Below are 18398 nucleotides of genomic sequence, written 5' to 3'. Positions count from 1 at the left end.
ACGGCGAACGCGTGGCGGCCTCAGCTACGTCGGAAAGGCGCTCAAGTGTTCATGAACGATGCGCCAGCCATTCTCGCTTTTGGCAAGAACCGTCGTGCCGCGACCTTTGCCTTCGGCGCGTTGACCGTCGATCGTAGCGTGCCAATGAAAGCGGTACGTGCAGCTGGCGGCCTCCGCGCTTCTGGCGATCCAGGCGAGGTCTTCGAGCCAATAGGTCTCGTTGGCGAGACGTCGCCAAGTACGCTCGAAGGCTTCGCGCACCGCGTCGTAGCCCTTGTAGGTGCCCGAACTGAACCAGAAGCTGGCTTCCGGGGCGATCAGGGGGACCAGCAGCGCAAAATCGTGCCGGTTGATCAGGTCGGCATAAGCCGCCATCACCGCTTCAGGTGTGGCGGCCACGCTCATCAATATTTCCGCAGGAGCCCAACGAGCCTACCCTGCACCTTGACGCGGTCGGGCGGGAAGATGCGGGTTTCGTAGGCCGGATTGGCAGCTTCAAGCGCCACGGTATTGCCCTTGCGGCGCAGGCGCTTGAGGGTGGCTTCCTCGTCATCGACGAGAGCGACGATGATCTCGCCGGTCGAGGCCGTGTCTTGCTTCTTTATGAGCACCGTGTCGCCGTCAAAAATGCCGGCCTCGATCATCGAGTCACCGCGCACTTCAAGCGCATAGTGTTCGCCAGCGCCGAGCATTTCCGGGGGAACGGCGATGGTGTGGGAATGGCTCTGGATCGCCTCGATCGGCGTACCGGCGGCGATGCGGCCCATGACAGGGATCGAGATCGGGCGGGCATAGTCGTCGGTGCTGCGTGCGGGAGGCGAGGCGACCTTGCCCAGATTGCCCTCGATCACGGATGGCTCAAAGCGGGACTTGCGGCCGCCAAGCGAGGGGTTCATCGAATCGGGGAGCTTTACCACTTCCAGCGCGCGGGCCCGGTTGGGCAGGCGGCGGATGAAGCCGCGCTCTTCAAGCGCGGTGATCAGCCGGTGAATGCCTGATTTGGAGGCGAGATCGAGCGCGTCCTTCATTTCATCGAAGGACGGCGGAATGCCGCTTTCCTTCATGCGTTCATGAATGAACATGAGAAGTTCGTGTTGTTTGCGCGTCAGCATTGCCCGGCGACCCCAGAATCGGAACATAGACGGAACGACTATATGTGTTCCACCTATGTTCCGCAAGAGTCTTGGGGTTTTGGTGTTTTCCGGGTGCTAGAGCGCTGCCGCAATGTCCTTGGCCAATTGGGCCAGTTCGCCATCGTCGGCGCGGCCGGCGGCGTGGGCGCCAAGGGCAATGCCCTCATAAGCGGGAATGATGTGAAAATGCAGGTGGAAGACGGTCTGGCCGGCCGGGGCTTCGTTGAACTGGGCTAGACGCAGGCCATCGGCCTTGGTGGCGGTCTGGACAGCCTTGGCGACGCGTTGCACCAGCGGGATGACTTCCGCGAGAGCCGCAGGATCGGCATCGAGAAGGTTACGCGAGGCGGCCCTTGGAATGACTAGCGTGTGGCCCCTCGACTGGGGGAAGATGTCCATCATCACCAACGCCGTCTCGTCTTCATAGACCTTGTGACAGGGCAGTTCGCCCTTGAGGATTTTGGCGAAGATATTGGTCGGATCGTAGCTCATTGGCTCCTCGGATTATTCGGCTGCGGCCAGCGTTTCGTCGCCGGCATTGTTGGCGTAGCGGAAGCGGAAGAAATTGAGGACGGCAAGGCCCGTCAATGTAACCGGAACATACTTGATACCGCGCGTGATGAAAAACAGCGCGATGTTGACGGCCGTTTCCGCTGACATCGCGCCCTTGCCCATGGCGGAGGTGAAGGACGAGGGGACGATGTGGCGGTAAATGAGATCGTCGGAGCGATAATAGTGGCGAGCGCGGGCGGCAAAGGCGCGCTTGGAACTGGAATAGTCCTTGAGTTCATCAAGGCCCATATCGCCATGAAATTCGACTTCGGAGCCCAGCGCCCAGACTTCGGGTGGCGCCAGGCGGCCTTTGCCGATGGCGGTGAAACGCTCGATGAGATCGCGGAAGGTGACGTAATTGGCGTTCCAGCAGTCGTCGGTCTTGGCGCCATGGGAAAGCACGAGAACATCGGCGCGCGCGAGCTTTTCTTCTAGTCCGGCGTAGCTGCCTGCAGAAAAATCGACACCTGACTTTGCCACTTCGACAATGGCGCCGCGCTTTTCCAGCGCCTTGATCATGGCTGAGCCGAAGGCGCCGCCCGAACCGGTAACGAGAAAGCGCCGCCCCTCGATCTGGCAGGTCGTGCCGGCGACGAGATCGAAGACATTGGTGAAGGATGAGAAGAAGTTGTGCGGATAGACGTGATGCATCGCGTGGTAATTGTTGTTTACCCAGAGAAGGCCCTGCTGGCCTCCCACGCGGTTCATGGACATGTGGTTGAAATCGAGCCCTTCTTCCCGCAGCGTCAGGCCCAGCATGATCGTGCGCACCAGGGCGACGAGCGCGATCGGCGGCCAGGGAAAGACGAAAAGGAACAGCAGCGTTCCCAGCATTGCGGTGAGGTATTCGGGCAGGACGTGGAACCAGATATTGGCCCGGACATAGGCCGGGTTAACCTGCATATCGAGGCCGAGGAACTTGTGGTGGACCCAGTGCCAGGAGGAGAATTTCCTCAGCCACGGATTGGGAGATTTTTCCCAGCGGTGCAGCAGCCAGTGGAGCGCATCGAAAAGAGCCGTCGAAACGACGAAGGCGAGCGCGGCTTGAAGCAAAAAAATGAAAGCGTCCCAAAACATAAGACGGTTTTAGAATCGATCGCCGGGGAGGGAAAGGTGCTTTGCCGCCGCACGCGATCAGCGATCGGTGCGTTCGCCGCGCCGGTAGGGTGAGAAAGTTTCGAGCACCGACTGCTCGTGGGTTACCGCAGGGCGTTCTGCCTCGAGATAGTCAGCAACGGCCTCCCTGAGGCCCGGATGGGCAATCCAGTGCGCCGAATGCGTGCTCACCGGGGTGTAGCCGCGCGCGAGCTTGTGTTCGCCCTGCGCGCCTGCCTCGACAACCCTGAGGCCGTGGGCGATGGCGTAGTCGATAGCCTGGTAGTAGCAGACCTCGAAATGGAGGAATGGCACTTCGCGGGTCGCGCCCCAATTGCGCCCATAGAGCCGGTCCTTGCCGATGAAATTGATAGCGCCGGCAATGGGCTCATTGCGATCGTAGGCGAAGATCAGGACGATCCGGTCGGCCATGTACTGGCCGAGCAGCGAGAAGAATTTGCGGTTGAGATAGGGCTGGCCCCACTTCCGAGAACCGGTGTCCTCGTAGAAATCGAAGAAAGCATCCCAGTGATGCTCCTCGATATCCCTTCCGTTGAGCCACCGAATGGTGATGCCATCGGCTAATGCGTCGCGGCGCTCGCGACGGATCACCTTGCGCTTGCGCGAGGAGAGGGTTTCGAGAAAGGCGTCAAAAGTCGGAAAGCCGTCATTGTGCCAGTGGAACTGCGTGTCCACGCGGCTCAGCCAGTCCGAGGCCGTGGCCGTGGCCGCATCTTCGCCGGGAAGGAAGGTCAGGTGTACGGACGAGGCATTGCGCTGGCGGGCCAGCTCTTCGGCTGTCGAGAGCAGTGCAGCGCGGATTTCGAGACTGTCCGAGGGAACCAGCAGCTTTGGGGCGGTCACGGGCGTGAAGGGGATGGAGCCCTGCAGCTTGGGATAATAGTGTCCGCCGGCGCGTTCGAGCGCCTGGGCCCAGCCGTGGTCGAAGACATATTCGCCCATGGAATGGGTTTTGAGGAACAGAGGCAACAAGCCTACGGCAGTGCCGGCTTCGTCCTTGATGAGGATGTGCTGCGGCTGCCAGCCAGTGCGGCCGTTGGCGCAGCCCGATTCTTCGAGCGCGAGAAAGAAGGCGTGATCGAGGAAGGGATTGTCGGGCACCCCATCGGTGCCCGGCACAAGGGAATTCCACTGCTCGGCCGGAATGGAGGCCGTCGAGGGATGGATGGTTGCTGAAAGCTCTTTAGGAGACACTGTCCGGGTTGAACCCTTCGAACACGATCTGGTCGATGTAGGGGGCCGCGGCCTCCGCTTCAACCTTAGACCGGATCGTCCAGGCGGTCACCGGCTTGCCGAGGGCGCGCCAGAATGTGATCGCGGGCAGTGTCAGGGCGTTCTTGTCGCAGGAAATGAAGTCGAACTGCGTCTCATGCCAGTGGAGGAGGTGGCGGAGCGTGTAGCGCTCGTCCTCGGTGATCCCCGGCGGATAGTCTTCGCCTTCGTAGTCGTAGGTGATGATGCCGCGCGGGCCGGCAAAGCCGTATTCGCGGATGAGAGCGATGAGGCGCGGATCGAAGGATTCGACCGTGGTCGGGCCGGAATATTTGGCGAGCGCTTCGGCCGCAACCGTCGCGAGGCGGCGCGTGGCATCAAGGCTCGGCTGGTGCTTGAGCTCGACCTGGAGGAGGGCGCGTCCCGAGATTTGCTCGAGGAAAGCGTCGAAGGTCTGCGGACGGTCGCCGGCGGCGCTGTCGAGCAGCTTCATGTCGGTCATTTCGGCGAGGGTACGGTCGCTGACAAGACCGGTTTCGCCCGTCAGCCGTTCGAGCTTCTCATCGTGAAAGACCACCGCGTGACCGTCGCTGGTGAGCTGGAGATCGCACTCGATGGCGAAATTGCCCGCAATGGCGGCGGCAAAGGCGCTGGCGCTGTTTTCGATGACGCCATTGGCGCGGTCGTGCAGGCCGCGATGAGCGACGGGGCGTGGAAAGAGCGGTGCGGTCATGAAAAATCTGCCGTGAAATCGGAGGCGTCCGGTTCGCACGCCTCCGTGACAGTGCAATTACAGGCGGGTGCTAGACTTCGACGACAGCGTCGATTTCCACCGCTGCGCCAAATGGCAGCGAGGTAACGCCGAAGGCGGCGCGGGCGTGCTTGCCCTTGTCGCCCAAGATGCCGACCAGCAGGTTCGATGCGCCATTGGCAACGAGATGCTGTTCGGTGAATTCATTGTCGGAGCAGACGAGAACCGTCAGCTTCAGGATCTTCTTGATGTCCTGCAGCGGTACGCCTGCGGAATAAACGATGTGCGAAAGGACGTTGAGGATGGCGAGCTCGGCAGCATTGCCGCCCTGCTGGACGTTCATTGTGTCCCCCAGACGTCCGCCCACCACGCCGTTCTCGCCGGTCGAGATCTGGCCCGAGACATAGAGGAGATTGCCGCTGCGGGTGACGGGCACATAGCTCGCGACCGGCGCCTTGGGCGCGGGCAGTTCATAGCCATATTCGCGGAGCTTTTGGATCGGATCGGTCATCTGGTCTTGCCTTCCAGGTCTTCTGCTTCTTCTTCGGATGCCGGGGCCGAACTGGTTTCGGGCCGGCTGGTATAAAGTTTGCCGCGGACGACGGCGGCGCGGCCAAAGCGGGTACGCACGCGGTCCATGGCCCGTTCCGCCGCTGCCTTGCGGGCAACCTGCGGTTCGAGAAGGTCCGTTGGATCGGACCCGTCGGCCGCTTCGATGCCCGAAATGCCGATGCCGATCAAGCGGAACGGCGTGCCATCTGCCTCTCGCTGCAGGAGGTTTAGTCCTGCCTCATAAAGCACATTGGCGAGCTGTGTCGGCATCATCAGGTGTCGGGCGCGTGTGCGCAACTTAAATCCAGCTGTCTTGAGCTTTAGCGTCACCGTCTCGCCGACGATATTCTTGGCCTTCAGGCGCTCGGAGAGGCGTTCGCAACATTGGAGAAGTTCGGTGGACAGCTCCTCAAGCGTCGCGAGATCGCGGTTGAAGGTCGTTTCGGAGGAAACGGTCTTCATCTCGCCATCGATCGAGACGCGGCGGCTGTCCTGTCCAAGGGAAAGGCGGGCGAGGCGGGCGCCCGATTCGCCGTAGAGCCGCATGAGCTGGATAGGGTCGGCTTCCTGTAGCTGGCCGATCGTGTGATAGCCGTCCTTCTTGAGGGTCTCGGAGAAGACCTTGCCGACGCCAAAGATCAGGCTGATGGGTTTTGGCGCGAGGAATGACAGGGTTTCGGCGGCACCGATGACGGCGAAGCCGCGCGGCTTGTCGAGGTCGGAGGCGACCTTGGCGAGGAACTTGTTGTGGCTGAGACCGACGGAGATGCTGACGCCGACCTCCTGCTCGATGGTGCGGGAGAAGCGCGCCAGGGTCAGGGCAGGGGGCGCCTTGTGAACCCTCTCGGTGCCCGTCAGGTCGAGGAAGGCTTCGTCGATGGAAAGCGGTTCGACGAGTGGCGTCAGCGCGTCCATGTGGCTGCGTATCTGCCGGCTGACTTCCACATATTTGGCCATGTTGGGCTTGATGATCACCGCGTCGGGGCAAAGCTCGCGCGCCCTATACATGGGCATGGCGGAGCGGACGCCGGACTGGCGGGCAATATAGCAGCAGGTGGAGACAACGCCGCGCACGCCGCCGCCGATGATCAGCGGACGATCGCGCAGGCTCGGGTCATCGCGCTTTTCGACTGAGGCGTAAAAGGCGTCGCAATCGACATGGGCGATGGAGAGGCCGAAGAGCTCGGAATGGCTGCGGATTCGGGGCGAGCCGCATTGGGGACAGCGGCGGGGTTCAGCCGCCGCCGTTCCGGAACTGAGGCAGTCGCGGCACAGCCAATCCATCGCCTCGGGTCACCCGTTGGGGTTGAGTTTGTGCCACAGGCGCATGAACGATTCCGGGTTCATGCCGGCATTTGCGCAGAGTGCGAGCAGAATCGGTTCGTTTGCTGCAAAATAGTCGATGAGCCCGGTTTGCAGGCGCTTCGTACCGATCGCGGAACGAAGAGATTGCGGATCGAGCCCGGCATGCTGCATGAAAGCCAGCAGCTCATCGGGGTTTTCGGCGAGGTAACCGAGGCAGGCCCCGGCGACCTCTTCGAGGTCCAGCGATGACGGTTTTGCGAGCGGCAAGTCTTGGCCTCATTTGAGGTTTTGTAACGGATTGAATGATACCCCAAGGCGATGGGGAAGCGAAGGGCCGTGGTGCTGGGACCGGGGATAGTGCCGGTGCCAAAGGCACGCAAGTGAGGACCAATGTCCAAGACAGTCATGATCGTGGAAGACAACGAGCTGAATATGAAGCTCTTCAACGATCTGCTCGAATCGCGCGGCTACCGGGTCATCCAGACCCGCAATGGCCTTGAGGCACTGGATCTGGCACGGGCGCATATGCCCGACCTAATCCTGATGGATATCCAGCTACCGGAAGTGTCAGGCCTTGTTGTCACCAAATGGCTCAAGGATGACGAACAACTCGCCCATATTCCCGTCATCGCCGTTACGGCTTTCGCCATGAAGGGCGACGAGGAGCGGATTTTACAAGGCGGGTGCGAGGGTTACATATCGAAACCTATCTCCGTGGCTCATTTTCTGGAAACCATTGCCCAATATATTGGGCCTGCCTGACGGCGCCCGAGACGGTCAATGTTTAGGCGGACTTCTCCCGGTAGCCAGTTGGCATCGGGATGATTTGGTTTGTTTGGGGGATATGCGGTGACGGCGCGCGTTCTGATTGTCGACGACATTCCGACGAATGTTCGGCTGCTCGAAGCGCGGCTGACCGCAGAATATTTCGAGGTGCTGACCGCCAGTTCCGGGCCGGAAGCGCTTGAAATCCTTGAAGGAACCGACGTCGACATCATTCTGCTCGATGTGATGATGCCGGTGATGGACGGCTTTGAAGTCTGCCGTCTCCTCAAATCCAACCCCCGCACGCATCATGTGCCAGTGTTGATGATCACCGCGCTCGACCAGCCTTCCGACCGCGTGAAAGGCCTTGAGGCCGGGGCGGACGACTTTCTCACCAAGCCGGTCGATGACATGCAGCTCATGGCGCGTGTCAAAAGCCTGGCGCGGCTCAAGTCGCTGACGGACGAATTGCGGGCGCGTGCGCTGACTGGCCAGCAACTGGCCATTGAGGACGCGCTGCGGGCGATGGACACGATCTCCGCCCAAGGCGGGCAGGTGTTGATCATCGACACCGACAAGCGCCACGCCGAGCGCGTGCAGGGCTATCTTTCGGAAGAACACAAGGTCGACATCCTGCTCGAGCCGGCTGATGCCGTGTTCCAAGTGTCTGGCGCGCAATATGAATTGGCGCTGGTCAGCATGTCGCTCAACGACTTTGACCCGCTGCGCGTCGCCTCGCAGATCAGGACTGTCGAGCATTCGCGAAACCTGCCGATCATCCTGATGGCCGACGATGGCGACAAGCCGCGCGTGGTGCGGGCGCTTGATCTCGGGGTGAATGATTTCATCAGCCGGCCGATCGAGCGCAACGAGCTCAAGGCGCGGGTGCGCACGCAGATCCGGCGGCATCGCTACGCGATGGAGCTGCGCGAAAGCGTCAACAATTCCATTGCCATGGCGGTGACGGACGATCTGACAGGGCTCTATAACCGTCGCTATTTCGATAGACATCTCAATGTCTTGCTGAGCAAAGCCCAGGAGCAGGAACGCAACCTGGCGGTGATGATCCTCGATATCGACCACTTCAAATCGGTCAACGATACCTATGGCCACGACGTCGGCGACGTGGTGCTCAAGGAATTCTCGGCGCGGATGAAACGCAATATCCGTGGGGTCGATCTGGCCTGCCGGTTCGGCGGCGAGGAATTCGTGGTGCTGATGCCCGATACCGACGTCAGCAATGCCGAGCTGGTGGCTGAGCGTGTGCGTCAGGCTGTTGGTGAAAAAGACCTTTGAAATCAATGGTCAGCGGCCGTTGACGGTCACTGTGTCTGTTGGGGTTTCGTTCAACGAGAGCCTTGCCGATACCTCGGAAAGCCTGATCAAGCGGGCTGACCTGGCGCTCTATCGCGCCAAGCGCGAGGGCCGCAATCGGGTGATCCTGGACGCCGCTTGATAAAATGCCCGCTATTAGGGTTATCTGTTATAATTAACAAACGGTTATCAGTCGCTTTTGACTGGATTTCCTTGAGTTTCCCCGGGCCCATTGTAGGGTGATTTCAGACGGCGACGGTCGCAAACGACTGATGCCTCCGAGCTCCCTACGGCTTTTCTCAGGTCCGCCGCAACTCCTGAGTTCCGTAGGGCGGTTGGTCCGGATGCGGTGAGAGTGGCCTCTTCGACGTACCGCTCCGGACCAGCCACTCTCCTTCCCGAAATCGTTATAGAACTGCGCCCCGACGCTAGCAGACTGTTCGCGTGGAGCGTAACCGTTCGCACAATTGGTTGGCCCAAATGCGAAAAGGCCCCGCACCATGTGCAGGGCCTTCAAACACTTAGAAGGTCAGATCAGATTACTTGATCTTGGCTTCCTTGAATTCGACGTGCTTGCGGACGACCGGGTCGTACTTCTTGAAAGCAAGCTTTTCGGTCTGGGTGCGTGCGTTCTTCTTGGTGACGTAGAAGAAGCCGGTATCAGCCGTCGACACGAGCTTGATCTTGATGGTGGCGGCTTTTGCCATTTTCGCAGTCCTTCATAAAGAAAGGCGCTGCGAAACGGCAGCGCTGGAATTTGGGCGCAAACTACGGATTTGCGGACGATTGTCAAGCGGAGGTTCAGTCCCGCTGGCCGGTACCAAAACCATACATGCGCGTGGCCCATTGCAGGCCGACGATCGAGCCCTTGGTGGAGGGCAGAATCGCGAGCGGCAGGACGATGGCCAGGGGAATCATGGTGATCACATAGGTGATCGGCTGGACGTGGTAGGTCATGTCCATGTGGAGCATCAGGAAGATGATGATGTGGCCCACGATGGTGATGGCGATATAGGGCGGGAAGTCGTCGGCACGATGGTGCTTGAGCTCTTCGCCGCAGACGTCGCACTGGTCCGCGACCTTCAAATAGGCGCGGAACATCTTGCCCTTGCCGCAATGGGGGCACTTGCAGAGCGTGCCGCGCCACATGGCCTGGCCCACGCTGCGATTTTCGAGAGTTGTGGCGTTCTCGGTCATGGAACTACCTCTTTCTCCGGCCCTTGGGACCGAAGCTCTTAGATGGTCGCTTTTGCGGGCGCCGACCAGATGGCGGATTGCCGCGGGTGCCTTCCGACAGAAGTTCAAAGCGTAGCGCACCGGCTACTGGTGCGGCTTCGAGGAGGCGCACGGTGACACGGTCGCCAAGCGTAAAAGTTTCGCCGCCGCGCTCGCCGATCATCGCCTGCCGTTCTTCGACATAACGATAGTAGTCCTCGCCGAGGGTGGAGGCGGGAACGAAACCGTCGGCTCCGGTCTCGATGAGGCGAATGAAGAGACCGGAGCGGGTGACGCCGGAGATGCGGCCCTCGAAGCGGGCGCCGATTTTTTGCGCCAGAAATTGCGCCAGGAGGCGATCGGAGGTTTCGCGTTCGGCCACCATGGCTCGGCGCTCGGTGGCCGAGATGTGTTGGGCGATGCCCTGGAGCTTGGTCGCTTCCTGATCGGTGAGGCCGTCGTCGCCGAGGCCGAGTGCCCGTACCAGGGCGCGGTGCACGATGAGGTCGGCATAGCGGCGGATGGGCGAGGTGAAGTGAGCATAGCGGTCGAGGTTGAGACCGAAATGACCATAATTCTCGGCGGAATATTCGGCCTGCGCCTGGCTGCGTAGCACCATTTCGCTGACCTGCTCCACATTGCCGGCCTTGCGGGCCTGGCCGAGAATGCCATTGAAATCGGAGGCGCGGACGGAATCAGACTTCTTGACCGCGATATCGAGGCTGCCGAGGAAGTCGCGCAGGCTCTGCAGCTTTTCTGAACTCGGTTCATCGTGGACGCGATAGAGCAGTTCGCTCCGCTTCTGCTCGAGCGTTTCGGCGGCGGCGACGTTGGCCGCGATCATCATTTCTTCGATGAGACGATGAGCTTCGAGACGCTCCGGAATGCGGATATCGGCGACCATGCCCTTGTCGTCGAGGATGATCTTTCGTTCCGGCAGGTCGAGATCGAGCGGGCCGCGCCTGTCGCGGGCGCCGGCCATGGCGTCGTAGGCGTCCCAGAGGGGCCGCAGGATGGGTTCGAGCAGCGGGCCGGTCTTGTCGTCGGCATTGCCGTCAATCGCTGCCTGGGCCTGCTGGTAGCTGAGCTTTGCCGCCGAGCGCATCAGGATGCGATGGAAGCTGTGGCTGATCTTATGGCCGTCGGCATTGAGCACCATGCGCACGGCGAGGGCGGCGCGGGGCTCGCCTTCCTTGAGCGAGCAAAGCTCGTTGGAAATGCGCTCGGGCAGCATGGGCACGACGCGGTCAGGGAAATAGACCGAATTGCCGCGAAGGTAGGCTTCGCGATCGAGCGAGGTGCCGGGACGAACATAGGCAGCGACGTCGGCGATGGCCACGGTGACCACATGGCCGCCGGGGTTTTTCGGATCGTCGTCGGGCGCGGCGTGCACCGCGTCGTCATGGTCCTTGGCGTCGGGCGGATCGATGGTGACGAGCGGCAGGTCGCGCCAGTCTTCACGGCCCTTGAGCGTTGCTTCCTTGGCCTCTTCGGCCTCGCGAATGACGCTGGTCGGGAATTTGTAGGGAATTTCGAGATTGTGGATGGCAATCATCGAGACCGCGCCTTCGGAGGCGGGGTTGCCGATGACAGAGGTCACACGGGCGCGCGGAATCATCAGGCGGCCGGAGAGCTTCACTTCCACTTCGACGAGATCGCCGTCGGCAGCTTCGCCGAGATCGCCGAGTGGAATGCGCATTTCCTTCTGCTTGCGATCAACCGGGATGAGGCGGGCACCTTCATTGTCCATGCGGACAATGCCGATCTGGCCGCGACGGGGCTTGTCCAGCACCTTCATCGGCTTGGCGGTATAGAAGGGAATTTCGCCATCGCCGGCATCGATGCGGGCAAGAATGCGGTCGCCTGGGGCTGGGACGACGCGGGAATCCTTGCTGACAAGGATTTCGACGCGGGGCTTTTCGCCTTCTTCCGGGTTCCATTGGGCCGGGAAGGCGTGAAGCGCGTCGGGATCGGCATCCGAAGGAATGTCGAGCACGGTCACATGGGGCAGGGCGGCGGTGCGGCGCAGCGCCTTGCGCGTGCGCGTGATGACGCCATCGCCCTCAAGCTCGGCCAGCATGGCCTTGAACGGCCGGCGCATATCGCCGCGGATGCCGAAGACTTTTGCGAGGTCGCGCTTGCCCTTGATGTCGGCGTCTTGCGCCAAGGCTTCGAGCAGTTGTTCGCGCGTGGGCAATTCACCGGCGCGCGGTTGTGCGCTGCGCTTCGGGCCCGAGGTGTTTTTTGGTTTTGGTTTTGGTTTTTTGGTGGTCATGTTGCCCGATATGTAGGGGATTGCAGGGCTTTTGCCAAATTGGCTCGCCACGCCGAACAAAGGCCGCTTGAATGGGCGCTTCAACCCAAGGCGATTCCATGACGATTCCATTCTTCGACGGGCACAATGACACGCTGTTACGGCTGCTGGATGACCCGCGGCCCAACAAGGTGGAGCTGTTCACAGAGGGCATGGCCGAGGCGAATATCGATCTGCCGCGGGCGAACGAAGCCGGCATGGTTGGCGGGTTCTTTGCCATGTTCCCGCCGCCGCTAAAGACGAATTTGACGGCCGTGGCAGCGAGCCCAACGACATCGGGCGGGCAATTGCCACCGGAGCTCGACATTGCCGAGGCGCAGCGCTCGACCAATGCCATGGCGGCGCTGATGTTCCGGCTGGAGAAGGCCGGGGCGCTGGCCGTGTGTCGGACTGAGGCGGAACTGCGGGCGACGATTGCGGCCGGAAAGCTTGCGGCGATCTATCACCACGAGGGCGCCGAGGCGATCGACACCGATTTCAATTCGCTCGAAGTGCTCTATGCCGCGGGCTTCCGCTCGCTGGGGATCACCTGGAGCCGGGCCAATGCGTTCGGCACCGGTGTGCCGTTCAAGCACAATGCGGATCCCGATATCGGGCCGGGGCTGAGCGATGCCGGCAAGGAGTTGGTGCGGGTGTGTGACCGGATGGGGATCATGATTGATCTCAGCCATCTCAATGCCGCCGGCTTCCGCGATGTGGCGGCGATTTCATCGAAGCCATTGGTGGCGACGCATTCCAATGTTTTTGCGATCTGTCCTTCGACGCGCAACCTGACGGACTGGCAGCTGGCGGCGATCCGCGAGAGCGGCGGCGTTGTCGGGCTCAACTATGCGACGGGCTTCCTGCGGCCGGACGGCAAGATGGAGCCGGACATGGAGCTTGAACTGATGGTTCGCCATGTCGATGCGCTGGTGGAGGCGCTTGGCGAGGATGGCGTGGCGCTGGGGAGCGACTTTGATGGCGCGGTGATGCCGGCGCCGATCAAGGATGTCACCGGCGTGCCGAAGCTGCTGCAGGCGCTGCTGGACAAGGGCTATGGCGAGGAATTGGTCCGCAAGATCGCCTTGGAGAACTGGTTAAGCGTGATCGGAAGGACGATGGGTTAGGCGGAACCCCGCCTGCCGCGAGCCGTTTTCTCAACTCAAAGGAGAACGGTCATGAACGCGAACCAACAGAGTATCGTCGAACTCGAGACCAGCTTCTGGCAATCCATGGTGGACAAGGATGCCCGCTTCGCCAAGACGCTGATCGCTAAGGATTGTCTGATCACCGGGCCGATGGGGTCGATGAAGATCGACCCCGATGCCTATGAGAAGATGACCAAGGAGGGCAAGTGGACCCTCGACAGCTTCAAGTTCAGTAATCTTGAGGTGATCTTCCCGTCGGACGATACCGCCGTGATCGCCTACAAGGTGCACCAGAAGGGCGACATGGACGGCAAGCCGATGGACTTGAAATGTGCTGACAGCACAACCTGGGTGCGCGACGGCAAGAGCTGGAAGTGCGCCCTCCACACCGAGACCATGCTGGAAAACTGAAGACTGACCCGCCTCAGAACGGCGGATCTTCTTCTGTCACGGTCGCCTTGGCGGCCTTCTTTGCCGGTGCCTTCTTGGCGGCCGGCTTCTTTTCGGCGGTTGCTTTGGCAGCAGGCTTTTTGGCCGCGGCCTTTTTCGCGGGAGCCTTTTTCACCTTGGTGCCGGTGGCTTCGGCGCGGGCGGCAATCCACTGGACGGCCTGTTCGACGGTGACGTCCTCGGGCTTTACGTCCTTGGGGATGGTCGCATTGACCTTGCCCTGATTGACGTAGGGGCCATAGCGGCCGGCGCGGACCGTGATGGGGCCGTTGTCGTGCTCGAAGGTCTGGATGGCGGCGACCGCAGTGCCACCGCCGCGCTTGAAGCCGCCGGCGGCCTTCTGGGCGAGGAGGTCGACGGCGCGGTTGAGACCGACGGTGAAGACTTCCTCGACATCGGGCAGGTTGGCGTATTTGCCATCATGCAGGATGAAGGGGCCATAGCGGCCGAGGCCGGCCGAGATGGGGAGGCCGGTTTCGGGGTGCAGGCCGACTTCGCGCGGCAGCGAGAGCAACTGCAGCGCCTTTTCGAGCGTCAGGGAGCCCGGCTCCCAGCCCTTGGGGAGGGACGAGCGCTTGGGCTCCTTGCCTTCGCCAAGCTGGACATAGGGACCGAAACGGCCCGATTTCAGATGCACTTCCTCGCCCGATTCCGGATCGGTGCCGAGAACGCCATCACCCTGAGCGGCTTCCGAGGACTGGCCGGAGGCCGCGTCGGAGAGCTGCATGGTGTGCTTGCACTCGGGATAGTTCGAGCAGCCGATGAACGCGCCGAATTTGCCGAGTTTCAGCGAGAGCGTGCCGGTGCCGCAGGTGGGGCAGCGGCGCGGGTCCGAACCGTCTTCCTTGGGCGGGAAGATGCGGCTGGCAAGGAGATCGTTGAGGGCGTCGAGGACTTCGGAGACGCGGAGGTCCTTGATCTCGTCGATATTGCCGGTGAAATCCTTCCAGAAATCCCGCAGCACCTGCTTGTAGTCGAGCTTGCCGTCGGAAATTTCGTCGAGCTGCTCTTCGAGGCCGGCGGTGAAGCCGTATTCGACATAGCGGGTGAAGAAGCTTTCGAGGAAGGCGGTGACGATGCGGCCGCGATCTTCGGGGTGCAGGGCCTTGCCTTCGAGGCGGACATAGTCGCGGTCCTTGAGGGTCGAGACGATGGCGGCATAGGTGGAAGGACGGCCGATGCCGATCTCTTCCATCTTCTTGATCAGGCTCGCTTCGGTGTAGCGGCTCGGCGGCTGGGTGAAATGCTGCTCGATCTCGACCTTTTCGAGAGTCGGCTTGTCACCGACCTTGAGCGGGGGCAGTTCGCGGCTGTCTTCGTCTTCGGTCTCTTCGTCGGATTTGACCTCGACGCCGTAGAGTTTGAGGAAGCCCGGGAAGGTGACGACGGAGCCGACGGCGCGCAGTTCGACATTGCGGCCGGGTACGTTGACGGCGATGTCGACGGTGGTGCGGTCGATCTCGGCCGACTTCATCTGCGAAGCAAGCGTGCGGCGCCAGATCAGGCCGTAGAGTTTTGCCTGGTCGGCATCGAGCGAGAGCTGCTCGGGGCGCTTGAACATGTCCGTCGGGCGGATCGCTTCGTGCGCTTCCTGGGCGTTCTTGGCCTTGGACTGATAGATGCGCGCCTTTTCGGGGAGGTACTCGTCACCGTAATATTTGCCGATGACCGAGCGGGCCATCGCAATGCCTTCCGGAGCCATCTGCACGGCGTCGGTACGCATATAGGTGATGAGGCCGTCTTCGTAGAGGCGCTGGGCGATCTGCATGGTGCGCGAGGGCGAAAGGCCCAAGCGTGAGGAGGCGTCCTGCTGCAGCGACGAGGTCGTGAAGGGCGCGTAGGGGTTGCGCTTGGTCGGCTTCTTTTCAACGTTGGAAACGTTGAACTGGCCGGATTGGATGAGTTTTTTGAGCGCAGCGGCGTCTTCGCCGGTCTTGACGTCGAGCTTGTCGGTCTTCTTGCCATCGACGGAGAACAGGCGGGCCACAAAACCCTTGCCGTTCTGGGCGAGCGAGGCCTCGACGGACCAGTATTCGTCGGCCTTGAACTTTTCGATCTCGGCTTCGCGGTCGGAAACAAGGCGCAGGGTGACGGACTGCACGCGGCCAGCCGAGCGAGAGCCCGGCAGTTTGCGCCACAGGATCGGCGACAGGGTGAAGCCGACGAGATAGTCGAGCGCGCGGCGGGCGAGATAGGCGTCCACCAGCGGCATGTCGAGTTCGCGCGGATTGGCCATGGCCGCAGTCACGGCATCCTTGGTGATGGCATTGAAGACCACGCGCTGAACCTTTTGGTCCTTCTTGATCGCCTTCTTCTGCTTGAGCACGTCAAGGATATGCCAGGAGATGGCCTCGCCTTCGCGATCAGGGTCGGTTGCGAGGATCAGTTCATCAGCGCCCTTGAGGGCATTGGCAATATCGGAAACGCGCTTCTTGGAGGCAGTGTCGACCTCCCAGGACATGGCGAAATCTTCGTCAGGACGAACCGAACCGTCCTTGGCCGGCAGGTCGCGGATATGGCCGAAGCTGGCCAGGACTTCATAGCCCGAGCCCAAATACTTGTTGATTGTCTTGACCTTAGTCGGACTTTCAACGACGACGACCTTCATGGATGACCCGTTCCGCAACGCTGTAACTGAGAGCGCGCAACATGGTGAAGCGAGGGGGCGGTGTCAACGGGGACTGATTTTGTTCACGCGCCGCGCAGTGCGACAAGCTGTCCGGACGACCACTCGATCTGCCCGGCGAGATCGAATTCGAGGAGCAGGATCTGCATGGCCTGAGGCGATATCTCGGTCTGGGCGAGCAGTTCTTCGATATCGGTAGGCGTCGTCGAGAGAGCGCTCAGGAGACGGGAACGGTCGTCAGCGCCAGGAGGGGCGTCGACGGGGCCGATGTCCGGTTGCCACTCGGCTTCGAAGAGCAGGGTGCGCGAGGGATCGGCCGCGGACAGGGATTCGATGATGTCGGCGGCAGAGGTGATGAGCTTGGCGCCCTGCTGAATGAGGGCATTGCCGCCTTCGGCGCGTGGATCGAGTGGGGAGCCGGGGACGGCGAAGACGTCGCGGTTTTGTTCTAGGGCCAGGCGGGCGGTGATGAGGGAGCCGGAGCGCTTGGCGGCTTCGACGACGACGGTGCCGAGGGATAGACCGGATACGATGCGGTTACGTCTTGGGAAGTCGCGGGCGCGGGGTTCCCAGCCGAGCGGCATTTCGGTGACGAGGGCGCCGCCATAACCCAGGATTTCACTGGCGAGCGGAATGTTCTCGTCGGGATAGATGCAATCGAGGCCGCCGGCGAGGACGGCAATGGTGCCGGTCGTGAGGCTGGCGCGGTGGGCGGCGGTGTCGATGCCGCGGGCGAGGCCGGAGACGACGACATAGCCGGCTTCGCCGAGATCGGTGGTGAGGAGCCGCGTCATCTTGGCGCCGGCGGCCGAGGCATTGCGAGCGCCGACAATGGCGACGGTGCGGTGCCAGTCGAGGTTTTGGCCGCCAGCGATAGTCAGGAGCGGCGGGGCGGCAGGGATATGGGTCAGGTGCTCGGGATAATCGGCTTCGCCCATGGCGACGACGCGGGCATTGAGGCGGTCGAGTGCGGCGATTTCGTCTTCGGCCTGGGCCTGCGAGGTGATGCGGAACGGGCGGCCGGCGCTACGCATCAGGGCGGGCAGGGCGTCGAGGGAGGCTTCTACCGAACCGAAGCGGTTGACCAACTGGCGGAAGGTGACGGGGCCGACATTGTCGCTGCGCACAAGCCGCAGCCAGGCAGTGCGTTGGGCCGGCGTGAGCATGGGCATCACGCGGGCCCGCATGGTCAGCTGGCTTTCTTGTCGCCGCCGATGGTCGACTCGGTGCCGTTCATGAGCCGGCCGATATTTTCGCGGTGCTGGAAGAAGAGCAGGAGAGCGAGGCCGAGAACGGTGAGGGTGAGGTAGGTGCTGCCAACGACGACATAGGCGAAGATCGGCGCGGTGGCGGCGGCAGTGAGCGCGGCGAGCGAGGAAATCTTCCTTGTGTAGGCGATCAGGAGCCACACGGCGCAGAAGATGAGGCCTACGGGCCAGGCGAGCGAGAGGAGCGAGCCGATCATGACGGCAACGCCCTTGCCGCCCTTGAAGCCGAGCCAGACGGGGAAGCAATGGCCCAAGAAGGCGCCGACCGCGGCAAGCATGGCAGCGTCTTCGCCCCAGAAATAGCGGGCGACGAGAACGGGGATGGCGGCCTTGAGGGCGTCGAGAACCAAGGTGGCGGCGGCAACGGGTCGGTTGCCGGTGCGCAGCACATTGGTGGCGCCGATATTGCCCGAACCGATTTTGCGGATATCGCCGAGGCCGGCTGCCTGGGTGAGGATCAAGCCGAAGGGAATGGAACCGGCGAGATAGCCGAGGACGAGCGCCAGAATGAGCGGCAGGATATCGATCGGCATGGTTTCTCCCTTATTACCGGAAGGAGTAGCGCCGGGGCGGGGATGGGGCAAGAGCCCGATGATGGGGAGTTGAGGAAAGTCTACCCCAGCGCGGTGTCATCCCCGCGAAAGCGGGGATCTCCGTTGGTTCTCAAAACAGGGATTCCCGCTTTCGCGGGAATGACA

18 protein-coding genes and 1 pseudogene are annotated in these 18398 nt (G+C 61.8%); 4 read left to right on the top strand and 15 right to left on the bottom strand.

Annotation, left to right across the window (positions count from 1 at the left end; genetic code table 11):
• Positions 1 to 24: 24 nt before the first annotated feature.
• The 9 genes from NVV77_RS08270 to NVV77_RS08230 all read right to left on the bottom strand — a co-directional run bounded on the left by NVV77_RS08270 (position 25) and on the right by NVV77_RS08230 (position 6888).
• Positions 25 to 405 (bottom strand): nuclear transport factor 2 family protein, encoded by a 381-nt coding sequence (locus NVV77_RS08270; RefSeq protein ID WP_295412031.1) that lies wholly within the window; start codon positions 403 to 405, stop codon positions 25 to 27.
• The gene (gene lexA, locus NVV77_RS08265) at positions 405 to 1112 is read right to left on the bottom strand and encodes a transcriptional repressor LexA (RefSeq protein ID WP_295412030.1); all 708 of its coding nucleotides are present in this window, start codon (positions 1110 to 1112) and stop codon (positions 405 to 407) included. Before lexA ends, NVV77_RS08270 begins: the two co-directional genes overlap by 1 nt.
• A gap of 96 nt (positions 1113 to 1208) precedes the next feature.
• Complete coding sequence (locus NVV77_RS08260) at positions 1209 to 1625, bottom strand: HIT family protein (RefSeq protein ID WP_295412029.1); 417 nt, start codon at positions 1623 to 1625, stop codon at positions 1209 to 1211.
• A 12-nt stretch (positions 1626 to 1637) separates the two neighbouring features.
• Positions 1638 to 2738, bottom strand: a complete 1101-nt coding sequence (locus NVV77_RS08255; protein WP_295412028.1) for a hypothetical protein — start codon at positions 2736 to 2738, stop codon at positions 1638 to 1640.
• Positions 2739 to 2819: 81 nt separating this feature from the next.
• The gene (locus NVV77_RS08250; RefSeq protein ID WP_295412026.1) at positions 2820 to 3995 is read right to left on the bottom strand and encodes a GNAT family N-acetyltransferase; all 1176 of its coding nucleotides are present in this window, start codon (positions 3993 to 3995) and stop codon (positions 2820 to 2822) included.
• Positions 3985 to 4746 carry a glycerophosphodiester phosphodiesterase family protein gene (locus tag NVV77_RS08245; RefSeq protein WP_295412024.1) on the bottom strand — a complete coding sequence of 254 codons (762 nt, stop codon included), beginning with the start codon at positions 4744 to 4746 and terminating at the stop codon, positions 3985 to 3987. Before NVV77_RS08245 ends, NVV77_RS08250 begins: the two co-directional genes overlap by 11 nt.
• Before the next feature lie 70 nt (positions 4747 to 4816).
• Positions 4817 to 5275, bottom strand: a complete 459-nt coding sequence (locus NVV77_RS08240) for a RidA family protein (protein WP_295412022.1) — start codon at positions 5273 to 5275, stop codon at positions 4817 to 4819.
• Positions 5272 to 6600: a DNA polymerase IV gene (locus NVV77_RS08235; protein WP_295412020.1), complete on the bottom strand. Its 1329-nt coding sequence runs from the start codon at positions 6598 to 6600 to the stop codon at positions 5272 to 5274. Before NVV77_RS08235 ends, NVV77_RS08240 begins: the two co-directional genes overlap by 4 nt.
• A 9-nt stretch (positions 6601 to 6609) precedes the next feature.
• Complete coding sequence (locus NVV77_RS08230) at positions 6610 to 6888, bottom strand: DUF3572 family protein (protein ID WP_295412018.1); 279 nt, start codon at positions 6886 to 6888, stop codon at positions 6610 to 6612.
• A gap of 123 nt (positions 6889 to 7011) precedes the next feature.
• On the opposite strand from NVV77_RS08230, the gene NVV77_RS08225 reads away from it, so the two are divergent.
• Both NVV77_RS08225 and NVV77_RS08220 read left to right on the top strand, forming a co-directional pair.
• The gene (locus tag NVV77_RS08225) at positions 7012 to 7383 is read left to right on the top strand and encodes a response regulator (RefSeq protein ID WP_291417845.1); all 372 of its coding nucleotides are present in this window, start codon (positions 7012 to 7014) and stop codon (positions 7381 to 7383) included.
• An 87-nt stretch (positions 7384 to 7470) separates the two neighbouring features.
• A pseudogene (locus NVV77_RS08220) lies at positions 7471 to 8842 on the top strand (PleD family two-component system response regulator).
• 397 nt (positions 8843 to 9239) lie between these two features.
• On the opposite strand, the gene rpmG reads toward NVV77_RS08220, so the two are convergent.
• The 3 genes from rpmG to rnr form a co-directional block, all read right to left on the bottom strand.
• A complete protein-coding gene (rpmG, locus tag NVV77_RS08215) occupies positions 9240 to 9407 on the bottom strand; it encodes a 50S ribosomal protein L33 (RefSeq protein WP_046104197.1) in 168 nt (55 codons plus the stop codon).
• A 94-nt stretch (positions 9408 to 9501) separates the two neighbouring features.
• Positions 9502 to 9897 carry a DUF983 domain-containing protein gene (locus tag NVV77_RS08210; RefSeq protein WP_295412012.1) on the bottom strand — a complete coding sequence of 132 codons (396 nt, stop codon included), beginning with the start codon at positions 9895 to 9897 and terminating at the stop codon, positions 9502 to 9504.
• A 4-nt stretch (positions 9898 to 9901) separates the two neighbouring features.
• On the bottom strand, positions 9902 to 12190 hold the full coding sequence (rnr, locus tag NVV77_RS08205; protein WP_295412011.1) for a ribonuclease R: 2289 nt from the start codon (positions 12188 to 12190) through the stop codon (positions 9902 to 9904).
• Positions 12191 to 12288: 98 nt separating this feature from the next.
• Between rnr and NVV77_RS08200 the strand changes: the two genes are divergently transcribed.
• Positions 12289 to 13335, top strand: coding sequence for a dipeptidase (locus tag NVV77_RS08200; protein WP_295412010.1), 1047 nt, complete (start codon positions 12289 to 12291; stop codon positions 13333 to 13335).
• A gap of 51 nt (positions 13336 to 13386) precedes the next feature.
• Entirely contained in the window at positions 13387 to 13767 is a 381-nt protein-coding gene (locus NVV77_RS08195) for a nuclear transport factor 2 family protein (RefSeq protein WP_295412008.1), read from the top strand.
• A gap of 13 nt (positions 13768 to 13780) precedes the next feature.
• Here the strand turns inward: NVV77_RS08195 and topA are convergent, their stop codons facing one another.
• The 3 genes from topA to plsY all read right to left on the bottom strand — a co-directional run bounded on the left by topA (position 13781) and on the right by plsY (position 18233).
• Positions 13781 to 16414: a type I DNA topoisomerase gene (topA, locus tag NVV77_RS08190; protein ID WP_295412006.1), complete on the bottom strand. Its 2634-nt coding sequence runs from the start codon at positions 16412 to 16414 to the stop codon at positions 13781 to 13783.
• 83 nt (positions 16415 to 16497) lie between these two features.
• Positions 16498 to 17619, bottom strand: coding sequence for a DNA-processing protein DprA (gene dprA, locus NVV77_RS08185; RefSeq protein WP_295412005.1), 1122 nt, complete (start codon positions 17617 to 17619; stop codon positions 16498 to 16500).
• 2 nt (positions 17620 to 17621) lie between these two features.
• Positions 17622 to 18233, bottom strand: a complete 612-nt coding sequence (gene plsY, locus NVV77_RS08180) for a glycerol-3-phosphate 1-O-acyltransferase PlsY (protein ID WP_295412003.1) — start codon at positions 18231 to 18233, stop codon at positions 17622 to 17624.
• Positions 18234 to 18398: the final 165 nt, after the last annotated feature.

This window comes from Devosia sp., from assembly GCF_024707125.1.
In the GTDB taxonomy this organism is placed as follows: domain Bacteria; phylum Pseudomonadota; class Alphaproteobacteria; order Rhizobiales; family Devosiaceae; genus Devosia.
This window is presented reverse-complemented; position numbering and strand designations above follow the sequence as displayed.